Origin of the sequence: Dyella sp., from assembly GCF_051954575.1 — a bacterium.
Classification (GTDB): Bacteria; Pseudomonadota; Gammaproteobacteria; order Xanthomonadales; family Rhodanobacteraceae; genus Dyella_B.
The window spans coordinates 1-24,494 of sequence record NZ_JBQCHP010000178.1 but is presented as its reverse complement, the minus strand read 5'-3'; the positions used below and the strand labels follow the sequence as shown (position 1 = coordinate 24,494).

The 24,494-nt window shown below is 62.5% G+C and carries 23 protein-coding genes and 1 tRNA gene; 14 read left to right on the top strand and 10 right to left on the bottom strand.

Annotated features, from left to right (window positions below; all coding sequences use genetic code 11):
• Positions 1-179: 179 nt before the first annotated feature.
• Both ACTHNE_RS20565 and ACTHNE_RS20560 read left to right on the top strand, forming a co-directional pair.
• Complete coding sequence (locus ACTHNE_RS20565; RefSeq protein ID WP_324940410.1) at positions 180-440, top strand: hypothetical protein; 261 nt, start codon at positions 180-182, stop codon at positions 438-440.
• Between the two features lie 315 nt (positions 441-755).
• On the top strand, positions 756-2,273 hold the full coding sequence (locus tag ACTHNE_RS20560) for a GGDEF domain-containing protein (protein ID WP_440270188.1): 1,518 nt from the start codon (positions 756-758) through the stop codon (positions 2,271-2,273).
• Between the two features lie 16 nt (positions 2,274-2,289).
• Here ACTHNE_RS20560 and ACTHNE_RS20555 read toward each other — a convergent pair whose 3' ends face one another.
• From ACTHNE_RS20555 to ACTHNE_RS20535, 5 genes are all read right to left on the bottom strand, one after another.
• The gene (locus ACTHNE_RS20555) at positions 2,290-2,508 is read right to left on the bottom strand and encodes a PspC domain-containing protein (protein ID WP_324940416.1); all 219 of its coding nucleotides are present in this window, start codon (positions 2,506-2,508) and stop codon (positions 2,290-2,292) included.
• Between the two features lie 105 nt (positions 2,509-2,613).
• A complete protein-coding gene (locus tag ACTHNE_RS20550; protein ID WP_324940419.1) occupies positions 2,614-2,778 on the bottom strand; it encodes a hypothetical protein in 165 nt (54 codons plus the stop codon).
• Positions 2,779-2,905: 127 nt separating this feature from the next.
• Entirely contained in the window at positions 2,906-3,877 is a 972-nt protein-coding gene (locus ACTHNE_RS20545) for a DMT family transporter (protein ID WP_324940422.1), read from the bottom strand.
• Between the two features lie 46 nt (positions 3,878-3,923).
• The gene (locus ACTHNE_RS20540; protein ID WP_324940425.1) at positions 3,924-4,748 is read right to left on the bottom strand and encodes an AraC family transcriptional regulator; all 825 of its coding nucleotides are present in this window, start codon (positions 4,746-4,748) and stop codon (positions 3,924-3,926) included.
• A gap of 18 nt (positions 4,749-4,766) precedes the next feature.
• Positions 4,767-5,630: an MBL fold metallo-hydrolase gene (locus ACTHNE_RS20535; protein ID WP_440270187.1), complete on the bottom strand. Its 864-nt coding sequence runs from the start codon at positions 5,628-5,630 to the stop codon at positions 4,767-4,769.
• An 89-nt stretch (positions 5,631-5,719) separates the two neighbouring features.
• Between ACTHNE_RS20535 and ACTHNE_RS20530 the strand changes: the two genes are divergently transcribed.
• Complete coding sequence (locus ACTHNE_RS20530; protein ID WP_324940431.1) at positions 5,720-6,607, top strand: LysR substrate-binding domain-containing protein; 888 nt, start codon at positions 5,720-5,722, stop codon at positions 6,605-6,607.
• A 12-nt stretch (positions 6,608-6,619) separates the two neighbouring features.
• Here ACTHNE_RS20530 and ACTHNE_RS20525 read toward each other — a convergent pair whose 3' ends face one another.
• Together ACTHNE_RS20525 and ACTHNE_RS20520 are read right to left on the bottom strand one after the other, a co-directional pair.
• The gene (locus tag ACTHNE_RS20525; protein WP_324940434.1) at positions 6,620-7,276 is read right to left on the bottom strand and encodes a response regulator transcription factor; all 657 of its coding nucleotides are present in this window, start codon (positions 7,274-7,276) and stop codon (positions 6,620-6,622) included.
• Between the two features lie 284 nt (positions 7,277-7,560).
• Positions 7,561-7,992, bottom strand: coding sequence for a hypothetical protein (locus ACTHNE_RS20520; RefSeq protein ID WP_324940437.1), 432 nt, complete (start codon positions 7,990-7,992; stop codon positions 7,561-7,563).
• Positions 7,993-8,298: 306 nt separating this feature from the next.
• Here ACTHNE_RS20520 and ACTHNE_RS20515 point away from each other — a divergent pair, with 306 nt between their 5' ends.
• Both ACTHNE_RS20515 and ACTHNE_RS20510 read left to right on the top strand, forming a co-directional pair.
• Positions 8,299-8,880: a glycine zipper 2TM domain-containing protein gene (locus tag ACTHNE_RS20515; protein ID WP_324940440.1), complete on the top strand. Its 582-nt coding sequence runs from the start codon at positions 8,299-8,301 to the stop codon at positions 8,878-8,880.
• 215 nt (positions 8,881-9,095) lie between these two features.
• Positions 9,096-11,645, top strand: a complete 2,550-nt coding sequence (locus ACTHNE_RS20510) for a glycoside hydrolase family 3 protein (protein WP_440270186.1) — start codon at positions 9,096-9,098, stop codon at positions 11,643-11,645.
• A gap of 85 nt (positions 11,646-11,730) precedes the next feature.
• Here the strand turns inward: ACTHNE_RS20510 and ACTHNE_RS20505 are convergent, their stop codons facing one another.
• Positions 11,731-13,308, bottom strand: a complete 1,578-nt coding sequence (locus tag ACTHNE_RS20505; protein ID WP_440270185.1) for a tryptophan halogenase family protein — start codon at positions 13,306-13,308, stop codon at positions 11,731-11,733.
• Between the two features lie 186 nt (positions 13,309-13,494).
• Here ACTHNE_RS20505 and ACTHNE_RS20500 point away from each other — a divergent pair, with 186 nt between their 5' ends.
• Both ACTHNE_RS20500 and ACTHNE_RS20495 read left to right on the top strand, forming a co-directional pair.
• Entirely contained in the window at positions 13,495-15,921 is a 2,427-nt protein-coding gene (locus ACTHNE_RS20500) for a TonB-dependent receptor (protein WP_440270184.1), read from the top strand.
• A 152-nt stretch (positions 15,922-16,073) separates the two neighbouring features.
• The gene (locus tag ACTHNE_RS20495) at positions 16,074-17,096 is read left to right on the top strand and encodes a LacI family DNA-binding transcriptional regulator (RefSeq protein ID WP_440270183.1); all 1,023 of its coding nucleotides are present in this window, start codon (positions 16,074-16,076) and stop codon (positions 17,094-17,096) included.
• 87 nt (positions 17,097-17,183) lie between these two features.
• Here the strand turns inward: ACTHNE_RS20495 and ACTHNE_RS20490 are convergent, their stop codons facing one another.
• A complete protein-coding gene (locus tag ACTHNE_RS20490) occupies positions 17,184-17,522 on the bottom strand; it encodes a hypothetical protein (protein WP_324944874.1) in 339 nt (112 codons plus the stop codon).
• Positions 17,523-17,837: 315 nt separating this feature from the next.
• Positions 17,838-17,914: transfer RNA gene (locus ACTHNE_RS20485), tRNA-Arg, on the bottom strand.
• A gap of 173 nt (positions 17,915-18,087) precedes the next feature.
• On the opposite strand from ACTHNE_RS20485, the gene amaB reads away from it, so the two are divergent.
• The 7 genes from amaB to ACTHNE_RS20450 all read left to right on the top strand — a co-directional run.
• Positions 18,088-19,623 carry an L-piperidine-6-carboxylate dehydrogenase gene (amaB, locus tag ACTHNE_RS20480; RefSeq protein WP_324944876.1) on the top strand — a complete coding sequence of 512 codons (1,536 nt, stop codon included), beginning with the start codon at positions 18,088-18,090 and terminating at the stop codon, positions 19,621-19,623.
• 275 nt (positions 19,624-19,898) lie between these two features.
• Positions 19,899-20,663 (top strand): SDR family NAD(P)-dependent oxidoreductase, encoded by a 765-nt coding sequence (locus ACTHNE_RS20475; RefSeq protein ID WP_440270182.1) that lies wholly within the window; start codon positions 19,899-19,901, stop codon positions 20,661-20,663.
• 5 nt (positions 20,664-20,668) lie between these two features.
• Positions 20,669-21,436 carry a class I SAM-dependent methyltransferase gene (locus ACTHNE_RS20470; RefSeq protein ID WP_440270181.1) on the top strand — a complete coding sequence of 256 codons (768 nt, stop codon included), beginning with the start codon at positions 20,669-20,671 and terminating at the stop codon, positions 21,434-21,436.
• The gene (locus tag ACTHNE_RS20465; RefSeq protein ID WP_440270180.1) at positions 21,436-22,473 is read left to right on the top strand and encodes a quinone-dependent dihydroorotate dehydrogenase; all 1,038 of its coding nucleotides are present in this window, start codon (positions 21,436-21,438) and stop codon (positions 22,471-22,473) included. Before ACTHNE_RS20470 ends, ACTHNE_RS20465 begins: the two co-directional genes overlap by 1 nt.
• Positions 22,474-22,483: 10 nt before the next feature.
• The gene (gene murB / locus ACTHNE_RS20460; protein WP_324944054.1) at positions 22,484-23,512 is read left to right on the top strand and encodes a UDP-N-acetylmuramate dehydrogenase; all 1,029 of its coding nucleotides are present in this window, start codon (positions 22,484-22,486) and stop codon (positions 23,510-23,512) included.
• A 145-nt stretch (positions 23,513-23,657) separates the two neighbouring features.
• Positions 23,658-23,933: a hypothetical protein gene (locus ACTHNE_RS20455; protein WP_324944016.1), complete on the top strand. Its 276-nt coding sequence runs from the start codon at positions 23,658-23,660 to the stop codon at positions 23,931-23,933.
• Positions 23,934-24,256: 323 nt separating this feature from the next.
• A partial coding sequence (locus tag ACTHNE_RS20450) for a hypothetical protein (RefSeq protein WP_440270179.1) occupies positions 24,257-24,494 on the top strand: 238 nt, incomplete at its 3' end.

Below are 24,494 nucleotides of genomic sequence, written 5' to 3'. Positions count from 1 at the left end.
GCACCAGTGTCGATTGAAAAAAGCCCTGGAGGGTCAAGCCTTCCAGGGCTTTTTTTCGGACTTCTATGGACGCGCGCCGGAACGGGGGCGACGGTAATGGCGTGCTTGCGCCACGTTGTTGCATGCTTCGAGCATCGAAGTGGGTTATTGCCCGGCCATGCCCTGGGAGGAATCCTCAGATGAGCTACAAGCATCCCCCGCTCAATCGCGGCGTCAATCCCTTGAAGATGAATTGGCTGTGGCGATTGATCTGCGACGTCGGATACGTATCCGTGGATGATGTGATGTCGGCGCTGGCAGAAGCGGACATCCATTTGAGTCGTGAGCGCGCGGCCGGCTGGCTCAAGGCGGAAGGCGAAGACGGCTATTTCCCCTTGACCATCGCCGAACTGGAACAAAATCTGCGGGCGCTTCAATCGGTCCGATCCAGCGCCACTTAAGGATGCCACGGCGCTTCCCGCTCGACGGGCGACGTTGAGCCATTTGTGACCTTCTGTGTCCCCATGGGGCCGCTGATCAGCTGCGGACGCACCAAGATGCCGTCTTCGGCAGGCAGATTCTTCTCTGCATACGCCCAACGTGCAGGTTTTTCGAGGAAAGGGGAGCAAGCGCTTCCCCGATACGCCAAAGCATGTGACGCCGATCGCAAAAGCCCGCGGTCCAGCGGCCGTTGGCACCGTAAATGCTTCACTACCGGTGAATGCGGCCACAAGGCGGTACGGCGCCTAATGAAAATCCAAAGCTTGACGCCAAAGGTGTACGTACCGCTGCTGCTGGCCCATCTGGTGGTGCTCGTCGCCGAGCCTGCGCACGTGCTGGCGTGGAGCTACGGCTGCGTGCTGGCGATCCTGTGCTTCACGCTTTTCCTCAGCGGGCGACGGTTGCGGATCAGCGTCGTCCACAATCATCCGTTGTGGGCGCTGTTAACGCTGGCGCTGGTCATGCAGTTGGCCGCGTTCGGGCTGTTGCTCGACGACGCCCTGTCGAACCCTCAAGGCACCTTGGTGGCGTTTGATCCTACGCTTTACTTTTGCCTCAGCAGCCTGCTGCTGACGATCGCGGCGGTGTACAGCCCGATCGGCGCGCTGCGCCGGTGGACCAGCATCCTGGACGGCATACTGGCTTGCGCCATCGCCGGCCTGTTCTACGCTTTTTTGCATCGGCTCATCGGCCAGGGCACCTCGGACACCAGTACCGCCACGCTGGTCATGTGGACGTTCGACGCCATGGCCGTCTTTGTGTCGGCCTGCGCAACCCTGCGCTTCCTGGCGACCAAGCGTGCGGACGAGCGCCGGTTCTATTTCGTGCTGATGATTTTTTCCTGGGCGGAACTGCTTTTTCCCGCCGTCCATAACCGCTTCATCCTATCCAGCGAATCTTACGTGCCGGAGCTGTGCCTGGATTTGCCGTTCGTGATGCTCGGGATGCTGCTGTGCCGGCGGCGGACGGTGTGGTTCCGTTGGTACCATCCCAGCCGGATCACGCGCATCGTGGTGGGCAGCGTGAGCCCGTTCGTGCTGAGCCTGGCCTTGTGCCTGCTCGCCTTCGCGCAATTCGGGCACAACACGGCCGTTGCCGTAGGCGCCATCATCCTCGGCATTACTTCCTATGCCGTGCGCGTTGCCGTAATGCTCGGGCATCACCTGCATCTGGAGGGCGAACTCAAGCATCTGCAGCGCGGACTGCAGCAAATGGTGGTCCGCGATGATTTGACCCGAATGATGAATCGCCGCGGTTTCCACCGCATCTTCAAGCGGGAGTGGGAAAGATTCAGCGTATCGGCACAGCCGCTGACGGTGGCGATGGTCGATATCGACATGTTCAAGGTCTTCAACGACACCTACGGCCATCTGGCGGGTGACGATTGCCTGGCCGCGGTCGGGCATGCCTTGCAAAAAGAGGCCAGCCAGCACGGTGGCGTGACCGTCGCCAGGTACGGCGGTGAGGAGTTCGTCGTGTTGATCACCAATCGAGATCATTCGGCCGCCGAACGGGTGCTGCAACGACTGCGGTTGGCGGTCGAGGCGCTGCAAATTCAGAGTCGGCGCAGTCCGCACGGCGTCGTCACGGTCAGCGCCGGCCTGGCCACTACTGCCAACCACGAAAAGATCGAGCGGGAAAAATTGCTGGACGCCGCCGACAAGGCGCTTTACGCGGCGAAGCGCGCAGGCAGGAACTGCGTCCGGTGGTTTTCGGCCGATTCGTCTATCGTTGAGTTGGGGCAACGCGGCAAGACGCTAGGCCCCGGCTTTCGCCGGGGCGACGATGCTTGAGTGAAAACGAAAAGGATCAGGCGGTAATCGCCTCGTAATCAACCGGCTCCTCCGGCCATCGTGGCACCACGATCCACAACACCAGGTAGATCAAGCCGCCAATGCCCGCGCCCAGAAACAATAACAGCCACAACGCCCGGATCAGCCAGGTTGGCGTGCCGATGGCGTAAGCAAGGCCAGCACACACGCCGCCGAGCCAGGCGGCCTTCTTTACGCGCTTGAACGGACGATCCATGAGTGATGCTCCTGACGAGAGACGAGGCTGATCCTAAGCCTCGTGCATGCGATCGCCAGTGCGGAAAGTCCTAAGAGGCGGACAGCAGATGGGAAGAGACTGTTCTCAGGCCTCGATCTCCGCGGCCGCCAGGCGGTTTCTGTATGCCAGCTCGGTTTCCACATAAAGACCCGACCATGGTTCCAGCACATAGCCTTCCAGAGGCTCAGCGGAGGCGCGGCGGATTTCGGGGTCTTGCTCGGCGTTCGGGTCAAGAACGTGCGGGTTCATAACAACGCTCCTCGATGTTCGTCGCGGAAGTCCAGGCTACCGGTTGCGTTGTTCGTATCCGGTTAAAGAAGGTGATGGAGTCTGCACACGCGAAATTTATGAAGTGCGGGCGCTTGCAGGCGCGTATCTATAAGTGTTCCGCCTCCACGTACTCCAACGGCACCGGCTTTATCTTGGCCGCCCACGCCACGCCCACAATCAGCAATACGATGCCGAGCAAGGTCCGCGCATTCGGCCATGCCCCGCGCAACGCAAACGCATAACTCAATGCCGCCAGTGTTTCGAACACGATCAACTGCCCGGCGATGGCGGTAGGCACGCGTTGGCTGGCTTCGTTCCAGCAGGTGGTGCCCAGCCACGAAGCGAACAATCCGATCGCCGCCATCAGCGCGATGAACACCCAGGGACGCGGACCAAACGGCATGGCGAAATGACGGTTGCTCATACCCATGAACAACCACAACAAGGCATAGCCGATCAGCGCCAGCGGCAAGGTGGCCACACCCTGCGCAGTGGCCCACGTGCGCGGATTGCGACCCGGATGGTGACGCAGCCAGTCGGCATTGCGCAGCGGATACCATGTCCAGCACACGACGGCGCAGCACGCAAGCAAGGCGCCGATCGCGTAGCGCGCCAGATCCGCATGCGCCTGCGCGCGCAGCGCGATCCACTCGGCCTCGTTCACGCAGGCGATGCCAGCGACGATCAGCAACAACGACGGTGCCAGGTGAGCCCATGGCAAACGCCCATCCCGCCGCGCGTTGCGCAGGTTGGCGGCGATTGCGATCACCACCGGCAAAGTGCCGATGATCATGGTCGGCAACGGCGCACCCGCGTGCTGGATCGCACTGACCAGGCACAGGTAATAAAGCAGGTTGCCGACGGCGGCGAGCTTCAGCGCTTCCAGCCAGTCCGCGCGGCTGAGCTGGCGCAGCGCTTTGCGATCCAACCAGGCCAGCGGCAGCGCGATCAGGCCGAAGGCGAGGTAGCGCCCGACCGACTGCAGCGCGGCCGGGTACTCTGGCACCAGCAACGGACCAACGAAAACCAGGCCCCACATCAGGCCGGCGACAAGTGCGTAGAGCGTTCCTATCCACATGGTCCAAGCATCGGCGTATGTGGAACGCTGGTCTTGTACGAGATTGCTATCGCAGCAACCGGCGCTGATAACGTGCAGGCGTCACGCCGTAGCGGCGCACGAAGGCGCGGGTGAGATGCGCCTGATCGGTCAAACCGCTCGCGGCGGCGGCCTGTGCTGGCGCCTCGCCGGCGGCAAGCAGGCGCTTGGCCGCAGCCAAACGGAAGGCCATCAGCATCTGCTGCGGCGTGGCGTGATGGCTTGCCTGGAACGTGCGCAAGAAATGGAACGGGCTGAGCCCGGCCACCGCGGCGAGTTCGTCCAACGTGATGCGCTCGGCCAGATGGGCATGCAAATAATCGATCACCGGGGCGAAGCGCGCGCTCGCCTCGGCACGCGCCGCGCGCGGCACGCAGGCGTGGCGGCGGAATTCGCCGAGCAGTTGCAGCAGCAGGCTGTCGAACGCCAGCGGTTCGCGTGCCTGCCACAGCGCATCGAGCAACGCGGTGATACGCCGCGCGCTCGCCGCGTCGTTTTGTACTGCATCGCCGAACCACCAGCCGGACTCGCCGGTGATGGCATCCACCGCCGCCTGCTCGATGTAGACCATGCGATAGCGCCAGCCACCATCGGTTTCGGCGCGGCCGGTGTGCAGCTCGTCCGGATTCATCAGCACCAGCGAACCGGCCGGCGCGATGTGATCGGCGCCGCGGTAGCGAAAGCGTTCCACGCCCGACTCGATCGCGCCCAGGCCAAAGCCGTCATGCACGTGCGGATCGAAGGCATAACGCACGATGTGTGCGCGGTACAGTTCGACGCCAGCGCGATGAGCCGGACAACGGAACTCGGCCGTATCGGCCGGATGATCGAACAGATGTGGAACCCCTTGCATGCGTGCATGATGGCGCTTTCACGCGCGCCATGCCACCCAGTCGCCGGGCTTGAGGATCTCGATGTCGACGTGGCGCTGGCGAGCGAAATGGCGCAGTTCGTCCACTGCATGAATGTCCTCGGCGTAGCCTTCCGCGCCGACCACTCCGTAATGGATGGGCACAACCAGCCGCGCGCCCACGACGACCGCCACCGCGACAGCCTGTTCCGCCGTCATCACCGCCGGCACGTCGGTGACCGGTTTGCGCCAGCTGAACTTGGCGCCGTTGATCGGCAAGAACGCCGCATCGAACGGACCGTACTGGCGGCCGATGTGCCACCACGCGCCATGCCATAGCGTGTCGCCGCAATGGATGATGCGGCGACCGCCCGCGGTGACGATCCATGAAACCTGCGGATCGCCATAACCATCGACGGCCGGCACGGCGGTGGCGGTGAAATCGCCGAGCAGCACCGGCTCGTACATCGCCGCCGCGCGCATCTTCACGCCCGACACATTCGGGATGCCGGTCTGCGCTGCATACACCAGCGTGCCGTCGCTCCCCAGCGCCTGACGGATCGCCTCCGGATCGCAATGATCAGGATGCCGATGCGTGACCAGCACGAAGCGATCGCCGGACGCGCCCCCCACCGGGATCATCGGATCCTTGAGCCCGTCGCCCCAGACATCCTTGTTGATCAGAGGATCGAGAAACAGCGAACCGCTGTCGAGCTGCAGCCGAACGCCAGCCCAGGTGAGCTTCTGCGCGCGCAGCGATGGCGCAGCCGCCGCCGATGACTGCGCCGCCAGCGCGCCGAACCGCGGCGCAAGCAAGCCGCCGGCGCCGATCGCCAGGGTGGTGCGGAGGAAATCGCGGCGCGTTTTCGGGGTGCGTGTGTTCATGGAACGGGTTCCTTGATGCGACCGGCGCGACTCTAGTCTTCGCGCCATGCTTGACATAGAAGCCCGATGCACAGCGAAATGTGCGTCCCATGCACAGCTCGATCTCCCTTCCACCCCTTGAAGCACTGGCGGCGATGCTCGCGGCGGCGCGGCTGGGTTCGTTTTCGGCCGCTGCTGCGGATCTGGGCATCACGCACGGCTCGGTGAGCCGGCGCGTGCATGCGGTGGAATCGTGGCTGGGCACCCCGGTGTTCGTGCGCCACGGTCGCGGCGTGCGCCTGACGCCGGCCGGCGAGCATTTTTCGCGGCAGGTCGAGTCGGCGCTCGCCAAAATCGCCGACGTCGCCGTCGACCTGCGCGCCGCACGCGCCACGCCTTCCCGCCTGCGATTAAGCGTGCTGCCTTCGTTCGCACGCCTGTGGCTGATGCCGCGCCTTGCGGAACTGCAGCGCGCGTGTCCCGGATTGATGCTGCAGATCCTGCCCGAGCATCGCATGGCCAGCCTGGACAGCAGCGACGCCGACCTTGCCGTCCGCTTCGGCGGCGGGCGCTGGCCGGGTACGGACGCGCAGCTATTGATGAAGGAGCGTCTGTTCGCGGTGGCGGCGCCCAAAATCGCCAAGACTCTGCGCAACCAGCCGCTCGACGCCGTGCTCGCTCAGACGCTGTTACACGATTCGGATACCGAGCATTGGCGCAGCTGGTGCACGCAAGCCGGCGTCGCCTATCGTCCACACAACGGCGAACGACGCTTCGATGATTACGACCTGGTGCTCGCCACCGCCGAAGCCGGTCTCGGCGTTGCGATCGGCCGCTGGCCCCTGGTGAAGGCCGCGCTGGATACAGGAAGGCTCGTTCGCCTGGCCGGGCCCGAATTCACTGGAAAGAAAGCCCATCACCTGGTCACGCGCACCGGCGAAACGCGCCTGGCGGTGAGCCAGCTGACGCGCGTATTAATGAAGATGGCCGAGCAGTAAGGGCGTCGACACCTACACCAGCCCGCGAGTGCGGGCATAGTCGAACAGTTGTTGATCGTTGCCGATGCCAAGCTTGGCCATGGCGCTGTGTTTTTGCCAGCTCACAGTCTTGACGCTGCGATGCGTGATGCGGGCGACCTCCGAAACGCTCAAGCCCTCCGCGAGCAGGCGTATCACCTCGGCCTCGCGCATCGACAGTGGCAGCGTTCGCTTGTCGCGCGTCGATGATGGCGGCTTGGCTGCGCGCGAAATATCCACGCCTTGCTCGCGCAGCGGCTTGCCGACGTAAGTATTGCCAGCGCGAACCGTGCGCAGTGCGACGAGAAGCTCGTCGACCATGGAGGCCTTCTCGACCACCGCATCCACGCCTTCCCGATACATGGCGCGGCAGATCGTCGTGCTGTGCGAGGTGGTCAGCACTACGATGCGCAATGTTGGAAAACGGTGGCGTAATTCGCGCAGCAGCATCACGCCGGCCAGCGCGGCGGTGTCCTCCGGCATCTGGAAGTCGACGATGACCAGGTCGCACGGCGTATCGGCCAACAGCTCCAGCAGCTCGCTGCCGCTGGCGCTTTCGCCGGTCAGCTCATAGCCTTCGCCACTACGCTGCAAGACGGTGCGCAGACCGATTCGCACCACTTCATGCTCATCCGCTATGACAACCCGCACGCTTTTTCCCGGCAGCTCTGGGGATAGTTCCTGCGCTGCGTGCCCATTTGCACGTACGCGAAAAGTGGTCGCTATCCGTGCGTGCCTGCAACTGCCGTGTTGTCACTTAAGTATGACCATAACCTAGTTCGTGAATATCGAACAAGTGATTGATATTACGTGAAGTTTTCGTTGCTGATGCGCGTGTTGCGGGGCACGCTTCCAAAAAGGTTTTGACTCACCGCCGCGCATAAAAAAACCCGGCTTGTGCCGGGTTTTTTTCAGGGAACGGTCATCGCGTTCGATCAGTTGTCATCGCCGTAGTAGCGCGTGGTATAGACCACGGTGCGCGTGGTGACGACTGGCGGCGGCACGTTTTCATAGACCACCGTTGGTTGGCGATACACCACTGTCGGCGCCGGTGCGTAATAGGCCGGCTGCGGCGCTACCGCATTCTCGACCAGGCCCGCCACGGCGCCGGCGACTACTGCGCCGGCGATCCAGCGTCCGCCGCTCCAATAACCGCCGCGGTGGTGCCAGTCATCGCGATCATGCCAACCACGGTCATGCCAGTCGTCACGATCGTGCCAGCCGCGATCATGATGCCAGCCGCCGCGATCCCAGTCGCCGCGACCCCAACCATCGTGATCGTGTGCCGATGCGGCCAGCGGCGTAGCCAACACAGCGGCAACTGCCAAACCCATCAACATTCGACTGCCTGCGACGCACTTGCTCATGACGCACCTCCGTTGGTGTCGGCTTGGATGCTCTGCTCGCGGCGCTTAATAACTACTGAAGGTTTCCTTCTCCCCTGTGCGACGCAGATTCCACCGTCAGCTGGCGTTAGGCGGCAGGATGGCGGCGATGACAAGTGCGTGACGTGCAACACCCTTCGCAAAATTTTTTGCGCTTACGGCGCATCATTTAGCGATGGCTCATGCATCATGTAGGCAGCGTTCAGCCGTGTCGCCATTCAATGACAGCCGTGGCATGCACGGGTGAACGTGATGTTAGATTTTTCTGACCGATTGGGGGATTCAAGTATGAGCAAGTTGGTAGTCAAGACGCTTTGCGCGGCAATGACGGTTGCGGCTGTCGGCCTGGCCGGTTGCGGCCACCAGGCCAACGCCGATCCGGCCCTGGAGGCGCAGCAGCAGCAACAGCAACAGCAAGCCGCGGGTCCGCAGTATGCGCAGGTAGTCAGCGTGACGCCGGTGCATTCCGCGGTGAGCAACCCCCATCAGGTCTGCCAGGATGTGGTGGTGAATCACACCGAGCCGCCGAAAGACCAGCACAACATCGCCGGTACGGCGATTGGCGCGGTGGCCGGCGGCCTGCTGGGTCACATGGTGGGTCATGGCAAGGGCAATACCCTGGCCACGGTGGCCGGTGCCGCAGCCGGCGGCTACGCAGGTAACCGCATCGAGAACGCCCATCACCAGAGCCAGGTGACCTCCACCACCGAACACGAGTGCAAGACGGTGAACGACACGTCCGACCGCATCGTCGGCTATGACGTGCAGTACGTCTACAATGGCGTAACGCGCACCACCCGCATGAACCACGATCCGGGCAATCGCGTGGAAGTACAGGAAGGCGTGGTTTCGGTATCCGACGCTCGCTAAAAATCCAGTTGTACAAATGAAGGTGGCGGTCGAAAGATCGCCACCTTTTTTATTGGCTACTGGGCCGATTCCCTCTTCCCTGCGCATCCGCGGCTTGTCCTTTTCGCCCGCGCTGGCACTGTCCGGATAATTGACAGCGCTGTCATATCGCCAGAATATTCGTCGCGACATCCACCCCGAGGCCGCCCGCTGGCGCCCGTAGACAAGGAACACGCATGCAACCTGTTCGAGGCGTTTGTTCGTCCCACCCTGTCCTTGGTGCCCTGGTTTTCGCCGCGCTGGCCACTGCCCTGCCCGGCCTCGCCCTGGCCCAGGGCGGGGCGAACAGCACGGCCGTGCACCCGGAAACCTGGCCCACGGCGCATCCGCCTTTTCCCCGCGACGCCAAGCTCGAGCAGCACATCCACGCGCTGGTGGCGTCCATGACGCTGGAAGAAAAAGTCGGCCAGATCATCCAGGCCGATATCAGCAGCGCGACGCCGGAAGACGCGCGCAACTTTCATCTCGGATCGATCCTGGCAGGCGGCAATTCCAAGCCCGGCGGCGGACGCCTCGCCGATGGGCAGCAATGGCTGGCGACAGCCGATGCCTATGATCGGGCCAACGCGAACGCTTCCAACGGCAAACCCGTTATTCCACTGCTACTCGGCCTGGATGCCGTGCACGGCAACAACGACGTGACCGGCGCTACGATCTTTCCGCACAACGTGGCGCTTGGCGCGACGCACGACCCGGAGCTGATCCGCAAGATCGGTGCGGCCACCGCCGAGGAAGTGCGCGCCATCGGCTGGAACTGGGCCTTTGCGCCGACGCTCGCGGTGCCGCAGGACGTGCGCTGGGGTCGCAGCTATGAAGGCTTTTCGTCAAATCCGCAGCAAGTGGCCGAATACGCCACGGCCGCTGTAGAAGGCCTGCAAGGTAAGCCAGGAACGGCACAATTTCTCGATGGCGCGCATGTCATCGCCAGCGCCAAGCATTTCCTCGGCGACGGCGGCACGCACAACGGCGTCGACCAGGGCGATGCGCAGATCAGCGAAGCGACCCTGCGCGATATCCATGGCGCCGGCTATCCTCCCGCCATCGATGCCGGCGTGCAAAACGTGATGGCCTCGTTCTCCAGCTGGAACGGCGTGAAGATGAGCGGCAACAAGGGGTTGCTCACCGATGTGTTGAAAGATCGCATGCATTTCGACGGTTTCGTCGTCGGCGATTGGAATTCGCACGGGCAAGTCGCTGGCTGCAGCAACGACGACTGCCCGGCCGCCATCAACGCCGGCATGGACATGTTCATGGCGCCGGACAGCTGGCGCAATCTCTACGAACACACGCTGCAGGAAGTGCGTAACGGCACCATTCCAATGGCACGGCTCGATGACGCCGTCACGCGCATCCTGCGCGTAAAGGTACGGTTCGGCTTGCTCGATAAGAACGGCCGTGCCAAGCAGCCGCTGCGTGGCAAGCTGGATATTCTGGGCGATGCGGCCCATCGCGCGCTGGCACGGCAGGCGGTGCGCGAATCCTTGGTGCTGCTGAAGAACGAACATCATGTGCTGCCACTGGACCCGCGCAAGCACATCCTGGTGACAGGCGACGGCGCCGACAACATCCCCAAGCAGAGCGGCGGCTGGACGCTCACCTGGCAAGGCGCAGGCACCACCAATGCCGACTTTCCGCACGCGCAATCGATCTGGAGCGGTATCCGCGAGCAAGTGGCGAAAGCCGGCGGCACCGCGACGCTCTCGGCGGACGGCTCGTTTACGCAGAAGCCCGACGCTGCGATCGTAGTGTTCGGCGAGGACCCTTATGCCGAATTCCAGGGCGACATTCCCAATCTTGCCTACAAGCCCGGCGACGATAGCGATCTGCAGTTGCTCAAGCGCCTGCATGCGCAGGGCGTTCCAGTGGTGGCAGTGTTCCTCTCCGGCCGCGTGCTGTGGACCAATCCGGAGATCAACGCGTCCGATGCATTCGTGGCTGCCTGGCTGCCCGGCTCAGAAGGCGGCGGCATTGCCGATGTGCTGCTGCGCAAACCCGACGGCAGCGTGCAATACGATTTCCACGGCAAGCTTTCCTATGCATGGCCGCGCAGCGCCGCGCAGACGAACCAGGCCGATCCGAATCCGCAGTTCCCGTACGGTTACGGCCTGCGTTATGCGGATAACGGTGACCTGGCCCAGCTCTCGGAAAATCCCGGCATGTCCCTGGACAACGCGCAGAGCGGCGTGTACTTCGCGCGCGGCAAGCCGGCAAAGGGTTACTCACTGCTGCTGTCGGACGCGGGTGGCGAAACCAAGCCGATCACGGCCACGCCGGCCAGCAGCGATCAAGGCGATCTGCGCGTAACGGCAGTCGACTATCACGTGCAGGAAGATGCGCGGCAGTTTGCATGGACGGGCCAGCATGCCGCGCAGGTCGCGATCGCCGGCAGCGGCGCACAGGATCTTTCGCGCCAGGCCAACGGCGACATGCAGATCGTGGCCACCCTGCGTGTTGATCAGCTGGGTACGGGCAACGCGACGGTCGGCGTGACCTGCGGTCCGAACTGCCATGCGCAGGTTCCGGTGCAGGCCACGTTGGCGTCGTTGCAGCCAGGTCACTGGACGCGTCTTGGCATACCGCTGAAATGCCTGCAGAAGCATGGTGCGGACATGAGCAGGATCGATCGGCCGTTCGAGCTGCGCGCGGTACAAGGTACGACCATCTCGATCGCGTCGGTGACGCTGGCGGCGAATGCGGACCGCAGCGTGGAGTGTGCGGGGCCGTGAGGTCTCGCTTGATTCGGTGAGGCATCGCGATGCCTCACCTCACCCCCCTATCCACGCAGGGGAGTGAGTCGATCGCATAAAGCACTTACCCCGCTAACGGCACCGCGCCACTGCGATGCTGATACGCCCGGCACATCTGCTCCACCAGCTCGCGATGCTTCGGCAGATCATTCATGGCACGCGCTGACACCTGCTGGATCGCCGCGAACTCGCGCTGGGCTTCTTCCATGCGCGGATAGCTGCTGCGCATGGGTTGCAGATCCGTGCGGAATTCCATGCCGTAAAGCACGTATTGCCAGCTCGACGGCATGAACATTTCCAGGTCAGTGACGAAATCGAGTCGGTGCGGCGGGCGATGCCGCCAGGCGGCCAGGCGTTCGCGCAAGGTTTGCGGAATGCTCGCCGCATCGGTGTTGTCGATCCAGAACTTCGTGTCGGTGCGCTGGGTGAGGCAGTAGTGCATCTTGATGAAATCCAGCACCCGCTCGTAACGCGCGCAGATCATCGCGTTGAAGTGCTTGGCGGCGCGGTCCATGTCGTCCAGCTCGGTCGGCAGCAGATGCGTGAGCAAGTAGGTGCCCAGTTCCACCAGCGCGATGCCGGTCGATTCCAGCGGTTCGACGAACCCGCCAGCCAGGCCGATACCCACGCAGTTGCCGCGCCAGTGTTCGGGCCGATAACCGGTTTCGAACTTGATGTGCAAGGCTTCCAGCCCATCGGCGGCCGAGCCGAGATGGCGCCGGATCACCTCCTCCGCGCGCGTCGCATCCGAATGGCGCGACGAATACACATACCCCACGCCACGGCGCTGCTGCAGGCCGATATCCCAGGTCCAGCCCGATTCCTGCGCAGTGGCTATGGTGCAGCAGGCGATCGGTGTATCCGGACGCGGATAAGGCACCTGCATTGCCACCGCGCGATCCACGAACAACACATCGGTGCGGCTGCGGAACGGTGACTTCATCGCCGTACTGATCAAACGGCTGCGCAGTCCGGTGCAATCGACGTAGAGATCGGCTTTCAGCTCTCCCAGCTCCTGCGTGACCAGGCTCGCGATGTTGCCGCGTTCATCCAGCTTTACCTGCTCCACCGTCGCTTCATGACGTTTCACGCCGAGCTTCTGTCCGTGTTCGGCCAGCACGACAGCCACGCGCGCGGCGTCGAAGTGGTAGGCGTAATTCATCGGACCCTGGTAGTCCGGATCGCTTACGCGCTTGGGACCATGGCCTTGTGCAACCAGGCGATATTGCATGCTGACCGCTTCGGCCAGTTGCATGCCTTGCGGTGCGCCGCCAAGCAGCCAGTACGGCAGCAGTTCCGGGTTGCCTGGACGCTGGCTGGGCAGGCTGAAGGGATGGAAAAAACTGGACGGCCCTTCGCTACCAGGCGGCCGCACCCAGTGGTCGTAGCGAATGCCCTGCTTGAAGGTGGCGTTGGCGTCCGTCAGCAGTTTCCCTTCGTCCAGCCCGATGGCGGACATGGTGCCGCGAATCGAGGGAAAGGTCGCTTCCCCCACGCCCAGCAGGCCGATGCCGGGCGATTCCACCAGTTCCACGCGGATGCTGCCGGGCGCCGCCGCGTTCAAATGCTTGGCCAGGTAACAGGCCACCAGCCAGCCTGCTGCCCCGCCGCCTACCACCAGGATGCTTTGCATACGTGCCATGTGCTTGCCCCTCCCCGGGCGGTCGTCATGCTGCTATGCGTCAAGCTTCTGTACCGAAAGCTGCCTATTATTGCCATATGACAGCGCTGTCATAGCGTATCAGCCCTGTCGTATCTGCGGATAGCCGGCATAGGAAAACGCCGGTCCGCCCGACAACGCGAATTCATTTTTTTGGAGGGGAATGAAATGACGCTTCATCGTTCGGCCATGTACGTTGCGCTCGCTGCCGTGCTCGCCGCGAGCCCTGCCCTTGCCTTGGCACAGGACGCGACGCCGCAGGCCACCACTGACAAGGGCAATGGATCGTCCAAGCAGAAAGTGCAGAACCTGGACACCATCCAGGTCAGCGCCACCAAGCGCGAAACCCCACTGCAGCAAACCCCGGTTGCGGTGACCGCCATCACCGCCGATGCGCTCGACAAGGAGCGCGTGATGACCGTACAGGACATCACCAAGCTGGTCCCTGGCCTGCAAGGCACGACCGAAGGCGATCATGGCGTGACCACGCTGACCATGCGCGGCATCGGCAATGACAGCGCCAAGACCGAATACGCCGATCCGGAAGTGGCGCTGTTCATCGACGGTGTCTATTCACCACGCGCCGAATCGGCTACCAGCCTGCTGATGGACATCGACAGCGTGCAGGTGCTGCGCGGTCCGCAAGGCACGCTGTGGGGCCGCAACTCCACGGCCGGCGCGATCGACTTCGAAACCGTCAAGCCCGATCCCAATGGCGGCTTCAACGGTAACGCGCAGATGTCGCTGGGCAGCTATAGCCAATCCGGCCAAAAGGCGGCGGTGAACCTGCCGATCAGCAGCACCTTCGCCTTGCGCGTGGCGGTGGCGCACGAGCAGCACGACGGCTATGTGAACTTCCAGAATCCGGGCAGCGAATTGCCCTCGGTGGCGCAGCAGCAGGCGGCGTATCTGGCCAGCGGCGGCAGCGCGGCGACGTTCCAGCCGATCAACCAGGCCCTGTACGTGACCGGCGGCGACAAGTACAGCGCGCAGAACCAGACGGCCGCGCGCATCAGCGCGCTGTGGCAGCCTACTGATTCGTTCAAATGGAACCTCTCTTACGAGTATTTCCTCGATCGCGGCACGCCCAGCATGAACCTGATGCAGAATCCGCGGCCGGGCCAGGCGTTCTGGTCGGTGCTTACCGATGTGGCGCCGTACCTGCATCGCACGTCCAAGACGGTGCGCAGCCGCATGGATTGGCAGATCAACCCGGATATCGCCTTTACCTACATCGCCGGCTACAACCGCTTTTCCGGTTCGGCCAATTTCGACCAGGATGACGGCGCGATCCTGCCCACCAGCTTCACCACCGGCGGCGTGTATCAGGAAGACCGCACCAACTATTCCAACTATTCCAGCTACAGCCACGAATTCGATTTGAAATCGAGCGGGCAGCACACGGTCGATTGGATCCTCGGCCTGTACTACGCCTCCGAAGACAACAACATCCGCTTCGACATCCCCATCATGAACGGCACCCAGCAAGGCACCGTGAGCTGGCAGGGTTCCTTCATCCAGCCGAAGGAAACGGTGGAATCCGAAGCGATCTTCGGCCAGGCCGTATGGCACGTTACCGACGCTTTCAACCTGACCGCCGGCGCGCGCTTCTCCGATGACACCAGGAAGAACGAAGGCGGCATCAACTGGGGCTGGGCCTACGACCCCACCGTGCCGCAGGTGCCGATTGCAGCGAACGCAAATCCGCCGGACGTGGGTTTCACCGTCGGCCAGTACAATGACGGGCGGTACCACAAGACCAAGGTGACCTGGCTGGGTCGCGCCGATTATCTCTTCAGCAAGAACGCGATGGTGTACGCCAGCGTGTCGACCGGTTACAAGTCCGGCGGCACCCAGGACGGCGGCGCGCTGTACAAGCCCGAAAGCCTCACCAACTACGAGGTCGGCGCGAAGTTCACCTTCTTCGACGGCCACATGACCTGGAACAGCGCGGCGTATTACGAAGATTTCAAGAACTTCCAGCTTTCGGCGCCGATCGTCTATCCGAACGGCAATCACGGCCTGGGTTTCTCGAACGTAGGCGGCAGCACCAAGGTGGCCGGCTTCGAGTCCGAGCTGGCGTTGCAGGATCACGATGACCGCGCCAACCTGGTGCTTTCGGTCATTCCGAAGAAAACGCTGGGCACGCTGATCTACGCTGGCAGCAACGATTACGCCGGCCTGCCGGCCTGCCCGCCGGCATCCAACCTGCAAAGCTGCATGAACATCACCGGGCACACGTTGCCGCACGCGCCCGACGCATCGTTGACGGCGATCTACGAACACGACTTCCACCTGCCCGATGGCAGCCGCCTGACGCCACGCGTCAGTGCGCAATACCAGACGATGCAGTGGTTGAGCCCGTTCAACCTGGGTGCCGGCGACCAGCAGAAAGCGTATTTGCGGAGCGATTTCTCGCTGCGCTACACCGAGCCGCAAGATCGCTGGTACATCAACGCGTACGTGCAGAACCTCAGCAACGGCAAGGTGCGCACCAACGCCGGCCGCTTCGTGGACCCCAATGGCAACTTCGTCTATGTCTCCCAATACTTGCCGCCGCGTACGTACGGCGTGGAAGTGGGAGTTTGGTTCTGAGCAGGAAATACTCCCGCCTGCTCGGTATGGCGCCTCCGCAAGGAGGCGCCTTCTTTCCATGTAGCGAGAGGCCTCGCCTGTCACAACGCTTGTAAAAAAGCAGGCCCAGACGGCATAGTCACCGCGTAACACGGTGAGGCTGAGGAGCATGCATGCGGGTACGCCTGGAAGATGTCGCGCGCGCGGCGGGTGTATCGCCCAAGACGGTGTCGCGTGTCCTCAACGAGGAAGCCTACGTCAAGGACTCCACCCGCCAGCGCGTGCTGGCCGCCATGGAGTCGATGAACTATCGGCCGAGCCCCTCGGCGCGCGGCCTGGCCGGCAGCAAGTCGTTCCTCGTCGCAATGCTGTACGACAACAACGACAACCCGGCTTCGACCTATCTGGCCGAAATCCAGGACGGCGTGCTCGACGCCTGCAATGAAAACCGCTATAGCATGATGGCCTGTCCGCTGCGCATGCGCGGGCCCGATTTCATCCGCCGCGTCGATGCGCTGATTTCCGACCACCATGTCGACGGCGTGGTGATTACGCCGCCGCTCACCGATCATCCGCCCCTGCTGCGCCGCCTGAAGGAACGCGAGGTGCCGTATGCCAGCGTCTCGCCGGTGAATCGCCAGCACGTCATCGGCGTGTGCATGGACGACGAACACGCGGCCAAAGCGCTGGTCACCCACTTGATCGAGCTTGGGCATCGACGCATTGCGCACGTACTGGGCATCGCCACCCACGGCGCCAGCCGCTGGCGCGCGGCCGGCTACAAGGCGGCGCTGTCGGCCGCGGGCATCCCCTACGATCCGGACTACGTGGTGGAAGGCGAATTCCTGTTTGGCTCCGGCGTGGTGGCCGCACGCAAGCTGTTCGATCTGCCCGAACCGCCCACCGCCATCTTCGCCGCCAACGACGACATGGCCGCGGGCGTGATGTGGGCCGCCAACGAACGTGGTTTGAAGGTGCCCCGCGACTTGTCCGTATGCGGCTTCGACGACACGCCGCTGGCCAGCCAGCTATGGCCACCGCTCACCACGGTGCGCCAGCCTGCGCGCGAAATGGGCAAGCTGGCAACCTTGCAGTTGATGGAATTGCTGCGCGGCCGTGGCGAGGGGTTGCTGGTGCAGGTGCCGTATTCGCTGCAGTTGCGCGAGTCGACAGGTGCACCGCCAAAAACATCGTGAAGGGATATACCCAGCCTACGATGGTTTCTCGCACACCCGCAAAAAAACCTCCCGCAAGCACGGGAGGTCTTGACGCTGAACTCGCAATCAATGCTTCTGCTTATAGATGTGCTTGCTGTTGTGATTCTCCGCGCGATTGAGGTTGCGCTGTTCCTGCTTGGTCAGGTGACCGTTGTGTTTGGCCTCATCCACCGATTCGCGGCGGGCGATATTGGCATCGTGCGTTTCATCGCGCGCGGCCTGCTGCTGCGTCATGGTGCCGTTCTTCAAACCGCTCTGGATGCGATCCTGCTGGTTTTCCAGGCGATTGTTCACTTCGTTGACACGTGGATGGTTGGGCACGTCGGTTTGCGCAAACACGGTGCCAGAAGCCATCGCTGCACCGATGACCAGACCGACAATGACGAACTTCGACTTTGCGTTCATGTGATTCCCTTGACAGTTGGCGAACGTCTTTGATCGACCGCTTGCCGTGATGCACGGCAGCGGCATGGCTGCGTCGAGTGGGATCATCTGGTTATTCAAGCTCGATGGTGTCTCCTGCAGCACCCTGCTCCACCGCGTTCCCCGCACCCCGCAAGCGCCATAAACGAGCACGCTTAGGGCCCGTTGACGGCGCTACTTCACGCGAACCCCTTCGGTTCAGCGGGCGCATAACTTTGGATGACGGGCCTTGCGGCGAGCTGACGTGCCGGTGCTTTGATGCATTGCGCAATCACCGCCGGCTGCGGCATTCGAAAATGGTGCCCCCGATACGATTCGAACGTACGACCTTCCCCTTAGGAGGGGGACGCTCTATCCAACTGAGCTACGGGGGCGAAAGGGCCTTGCGCATGGCGGAAACGCGCCTGCGCGGGAGCGAAGTATAGGGGATGTGCAGCCGCGGCGAGCAAGCCGGGCGCCGCCCGCCGGGCCGCCGCGGGGTGCGCCTGTTAGAATAGATGTTTTCCTATTCCAGGCGCGCAGACGCCACGTCTTATGGAGCCTAAGCATGTCCCATGAAATCCTCAAGGCGCTCGGCCTTGCCGGCGAGCAGTCGGGTACGTATCTCGGCAACAGCGAGTGGTCCAAGACCACCAGCGCCGGCACGCTGCAGCCGCTGAACCCGGCCACCAACGAGGTGATCGGCACGGTGTACGCCTCCAGTGCCGCCGACTACGAGACCATCGTCAAGCGCGCGCAGGAAGCGTTCAAGGCGTGGCGCACTACCCCTGCCCCGCGCCGCGGCGAAGCGGTGCGCCTGTGCGGTGAAGCACTGCGCAAGCACAAGGATGCGCTAGGCTCGCTGGTGGCGCTTGAGATGGGCAAGATCAAGCCCGAGGGCGACGGCGAAGTACAGGAGATGATCGACATCGCCGATTTCGCCGTTGGCCAAAGCCGCATGCTCTACGGCTACACCATGCATTCGGAACGCCCCGGCCATCGCATGTACGAGCAATACCATCCGCTCGGCATCGTCGGCATCATCAGCGCGTTCAACTTTCCCGTGGCGGTGTGGGCGTGGAACGCGATGCTGGCGGCGATCTGCGGCGACATCTGCATCTGGAAGCCCTCGCCGAAGACGCCGCTGTCGGCCATCGCCACCATGAAGATCTGCAATGAAGCGCTGAAGGCCGGCGGCTTTCCGGATCTGTTCTTCCTATTCAACGATGCCGGCACCGATCTGTCGCAGGCGTTTGTCGACGATCACCGCATTGCGCTGATCAGCTTCACCGGTTCCACCAAGGTCGGCCGCCATGTGGGCGAGCGCGTGGCCAAGCGCATGGGCCGTTCGCTGCTGGAACTGGGCGGCAACAACGCGATCATCGTGGACGAAAGCGCGGACCTGAAGCTGGCCATTCCCGCCATCGTGTTCGGCGCCGTCGGCACCGCCGGCCAGCGCTGCACCACCACGCGCCGCCTGTTCGTGCATGAGTCGATCATCAACGAGGTGACCGACAAGCTGGTCGCCGCGTACAAGCAGGTCGAAGGCAAGATCGGTGACCCTACGCTCGCCACCACGCTGATGGGCCCGCTCAACAGCAAGGAAGCGGTCAGCGCGTACCTCGCCGCCGTCGAAAAGGCCAAGGCCAGCGGGGGCAACGTGCGCACTGGCGGCGCGGCGCTCACCGACCGCAAAGGCAACTTCGTGCTGCCCACCATCGTCACCGGTCTGAAGAACAGTGATGACGTGGTGCAGACGGAAACCTTCGCGCCGATCCTGTACGTGATGTCGTTCAAGACGGTGGATGAGGCGATCGAGCTGCAGAACAGCGTGCCGCAAGGCTTGTCCTCATCCATCTTCACGCAGAATCTGAAGGTCGCCGAGCAGTACCTGTCGGCCGCGGGTTCCGATTGCGGTATCGCCAACGTCAATATCGGTACCTCGGGTGCGGAGATCGGTGGTGCGTTCGGCGGTGAGAAGGAAACCGGCGGCGGCCGTGAATCCGGTTCGGATGCATGGAAGGCGTATATGCGCCGGCAAACGAACACGATCAACTATTCGGATGCGCTGCCGTTGGCGCAGGGCATCAAGTTCGATTTGTAAGACGCTATCACCCTCTCCCCCGTGCGTGGTCAAAGATAGGGGAGAGGGCTGAGGTGAAGGCCAACCTAGCGCAATGGTCGTTCCCCTCACCGTCATTCCGGCGAAAGCCGGAATCCAGTTTTAATACGTCGTGCGAAGCACTCAAAACCAATAATGTGTCCTTCGGACGTGTATTTGGGCTGGATTCCGGCTTTCGCCGGAATGACGGTGAGGCAAGATGGGGCACCGGCTCAACATATAGATGCCCGTCCTTACCAAAAACGAAGAGGCACGTCATGACCTCATCTCCCTTCAACTTTCACAACTACCGCATCGTCATCGCCGGCGGCAGCAAAGGCATCGGCCGCAGCATGGCGCTGGCCTTCGCGGCATCCGGCGCGGCGGTTTCGATCTGCGCGCGCGGGCAAGCCGCATTGGATGAAACCGCCGACGCCATCGCCAGACATGGCGTACCGACCCACGCACAATCGTGCGACCTGGGCGACGCCGCAGCCATCAGCACTTATATCGACGCTGCAGCACGAGCACTCGGCGGCATCGACGTGCTGGTCAACAACGCCAGCGGCTACGGTTTCTCCGATAGCGAAGAAGACTGGGCCGCTGTCTTCAACGTGGACATGATGGCCGCCGTGCGCGCCTCGCGTGCCGCGTTGCCTTATCTTTCCGACTCGCCGCATGCCAGCATCCTGCACACCAGCTCGATCGCCGCGCTGCATCCGCGTCCCGCCATGCCTTCCTACGGCGCCATAAAGGCAGCGCTCAGCCACTACACCACGTCCCAGGCTTTAGCACTCGCCGCGCAACGCATTCGCGTCAATGCCATCGCGCCCGGTTCCATCGAATTCGAAGGCGGCCTATGGGATCACGTCAAGCATGATGATCCTGCACGCTACGCCACCGTGCTGTCGAAGATTCCCTTCGGCCGCTACGGCACGCCGGAGGAAGTGGCGCATGCCGCAATGTTCCTGGCCTCGCCCTGGGCCAACTGGATCACGGGGCAGATTCTCTGTGTCGACGGCGGACAGCAACTGAGCAGGTAACAGCCATGAATACTCTGCAAAGCACCGAGCGTTTCAGCGACCGCGTGGCCGATTACGTCCGTTATCGCCCCACGTATCCGACCGCCATGATCGATTGGCTGCGCAACGCGCACGGCGTGACGCCCGACTGGCGCGTCGCCGATATCGGCGCGGGCACCGGCATCTCCAGCAAGATGTTTCTCGATGCCGGCCATAGCGTGATCGCCGTGGAACCGAACGCTGCGATGCGTGGCGCGGCGATGGAATGGTTGGGCAGCGATCCAAAATTCTGCGCCGTGGACGGCCAAGCCGGTGCCACCACGCTGGCTGATGACAGCATCGATCTTGTTTCCGTGGCGCAAGCGTTCCACTGGTTCGATCCGGAAAAAGCACGACAGGAATTCCATCGCATTCTTCGTCCGGGTGGATTGGCGGCCATCTATTGGAACTCGCGCCGCCTTGTCGGCACGCCCTTCCTGGAAGGCTACGAGGCCTTGTTGCAGACCTATGGCACCGACTACACCAGCGTCGCCGAGCGCTATGCCGACGAACCGCGCATGCGCGCGTGGTTCGGCGAAGGCTGGCGCGGCACGGCCAGTTTCGATCATCGCCAGTTGCTGGATTTCGACGCGTTGCGCGGACGGCTGATGTCGTCCTCTTACGCGCCGCGGGCCGGCGATCCCAGGCACGAGCCGATGATCGAAGCGCTGCACAAGCTGTTCGATGCCTGCGCAGTGGGGGGTCGGGTAAGCTTCGACTACGACACGCGCGTCTTCGTTGGAGAAGTCCTTTGATGTACCACTGGTTGCGCCCTCTGCTGTTCAAAATGGATGCCGAAAAGGCGCACGGCCTTACCCTGTATGGCCTGGACGTCGCCTGGCGCAGCGAACTGATGCGTTTCGTATCCGAGCCGCCGCAGGATCTGCCGGTCGAAGCATTCGGGCTCAACTTTCCAAATCCGGTTGGCCTGGCCGCGGGACTGGACAAGAACGCGGAACATCTCGATGCACTCGGTGCACTGGGCTTCGGTTTTATCGAAGTCGGCACGGTGACGCCGCGTCCGCAACTGGGCAATGATCGCCCGCGCCTGTTCCGATTGCCGCAGCATGAGGCCATCATCAATCGCATGGGCTTCAACAACGCCGGCGTCGATGCACTGGTGCGCAACGTGCAGGCCTCCAGCTATCGCGGCGTGCTGGGCATCAACATCGGCAAGAACAAGGACACGCCCAACGAAAAAGCCGTGGATGATTACCTGTTCTGCCTGGAACGCGTCTACGCGCATGCCAGCTACATCACGGTGAACATCTCCTCACCGAACACCAAGGGTCTGCGTGACCTGCAGGAAGAAGCCACGCTGCGTCGCTTTATCGATACGCTGCGCGAGGCGCAGGAGCGGCTCGGTTCGCAGCAAGGCAAGCGCAGGCCGATGCTGCTGAAAATCGCTCCTGACCTCACCGACGCCGAACTGGACAGCATTGCGGAAGTGTTGCTTGCTGCAAATGTGGACGGCGTCATCTGCACCAACACCACCATCGATCACTCGTCCGTCGCCAGCGATCCGCGCGGCAACGAAGCCGGCGGGCTGTCCGGCCGGCCACTGCACATGCGCGCAACGGACGTGGTGCGCGGCATGCACCAGCGCCTGGGCGATCGCATCGGCATCATCGGCGTGGGCGGCATTCTTGAAGGCGACCACGCGATGGAAAAGCTCGACGCCGGCGCCAGACTGGTGCAGATCTATTCCGGACTGATCTATCGCGGCCCCGAACTGATCGCCGAATGCGTCAACGAAATCCGCCGCCAGCAGGATCATCGCGATGGCCGTTGAACGCGTCGACATGGGCGGCTACACGCTGATCGAAAACGCGCCGCTGTTGAAGCGCAATACGCTGCGCGTCGATGCGCGCGCCAAGCTGCTGGCCGAAGTGCGCGACGCCTCGAAGCTGCCGGAACTGCTGGATTTTCCCGCCTTGCGCGCCGGCCGGCTGATGGTGCTCGGCGAAGGCAGCAACATCCTGCTTGCCGGCGACATCGACGGCACCGTGCTGGCGATGGAAACGCGCGGCGTGCATGTGGAACAGGATGGCGACGTCGCGCATATCGCCGTCGCCGCCGGCGAACGCTGGGACGACTTCGTGCGCTGGACGCTGGGCCAGGGGTTCGCCGGCCTGGAAAACCTGATCCTCATTCCCGGCACCGTCGGCGCCGCACCGATCCAGAACATCGGCGCCTACGGCACAGAGGTCGCTGAATTCATCGAAAGCGTGGAGGCGTGGGACCGCATCGAGCGCCGCGTGGTCACGCTGGATCGTGTCGCCTGCGCATTCGGTTATCGCGACTCGCTGTTCAAGCATCAACCCGATCGTTTCATCGTCACTGCTGTGCGCTTTGCCCTGCCCCGCCAACACGCCCTGCGCACTGACTACGCCGGCATCCGCGAAGAACTGGAGCGCATGGGCGTAAGCAACCCGGCGCCATTCCACGTCGCCGAAGCGGTGGTGCATCTACGCACCCGCAAACTGCCCGACCCCGCCGTGATCGGCAACGCCGGCAGCTTCTTCAAGAACCCCATCGTCGCCGCCGCACAAGGCGAAGCGCTGAAACGCGAACACCCCGAACTCGTCGCCTGGCCCGGCAAAGATGGTCGCTGGAAGCTTTCCGCTGCATGGCTGATCGAAACCGCCGGCTTCAAAGGCATGCGCGAAGGTGATGCAGGTATTTCCAACCGGCATGCTTTGGTGCTGGTCAATCACGGCAAGGCCAGCGGGCGGGAGCTTTGGGCATTTGCGCAGCGGGTGATCGAAGGCGTGCATGTGCGTTTCGGGGTGCGACTGGAACCGGAGCCCGTAGTGATGGGATTGCGTTGAGCGGTGTAGGCTGGGGTGCAAACCCCAGCATTGCGACATATAGGAGCATGGTAACGCTGGGGTTTGCACCCCAGCCTACAAACTGGATTTGTCATTCCGATATTTACGAACTGGGGCAAGCGTCAGATGCAGGGGGAAAACGCATATGGCACATGAAACAGATAGCAATCTTCGCGCAAAGGAGGGCGTAGTCATCTGTCTTCGCGACGTGGGCGACGGCAGTTCTCTACTTATCTTCGATGACGTTGTCGCGGATGATCTTTCAGGGCGCGAACGAGCGTGGCGGCACAAGGTCTTCTATACCCACACTAGCTACAACAATGGTCATCTGGACCACATGGAGCTGTCAGATCAGCAATTTCGAGAAATAGGTGAGGCCGTTGTTGCACGTCTTTTGGCGATCAACGGACGTATCAAATAGGCGGTCAACATCCGACCAAACCAACTATGAGGATCCGCACGCTTTCCCTCGCAGCTGCAGCGTTCGTGCCCCTTTACTTCGTCGCTGGAGCGTGTTTTCTACGGTTCGGGCTTGAGCCGCTGGTACTGCCTTCCGTTGCTCCCAAGCGCGAAAAGGGACCGGGGCTAATTATTTCATTTAACTATCTCCGGCCCTTGAGTCGGCTTGGCGGAAATTATCGAAATCACCAATGCAATTGCTGCATTTTTGGCGGGTCATGGGCTAAGGATGCATAAAATTGCATTGGACTACTTGCATCCTCGGATGCGCGTAACGTTTGCCGTTTGAATCAAGCGTTTTCATCCAAACACCCGGGGAATCCAATGACACCAAGAGAATGCTTCGGTATTGCCATCCGCATCATTGGAACCTTGTTGCTCTTTGTCTCTGTGATGTATCTCTATTCGTTTTTGGTTGTTTTGCTTTTCCATGGCATGCCGCGCACTTATCCTCTGGCGAGCTATCTGGGCGCGTCTGCGGTGGCGCTTGCCGCCGGCCTGTACTTTCTTCGAGGAGCTCCGC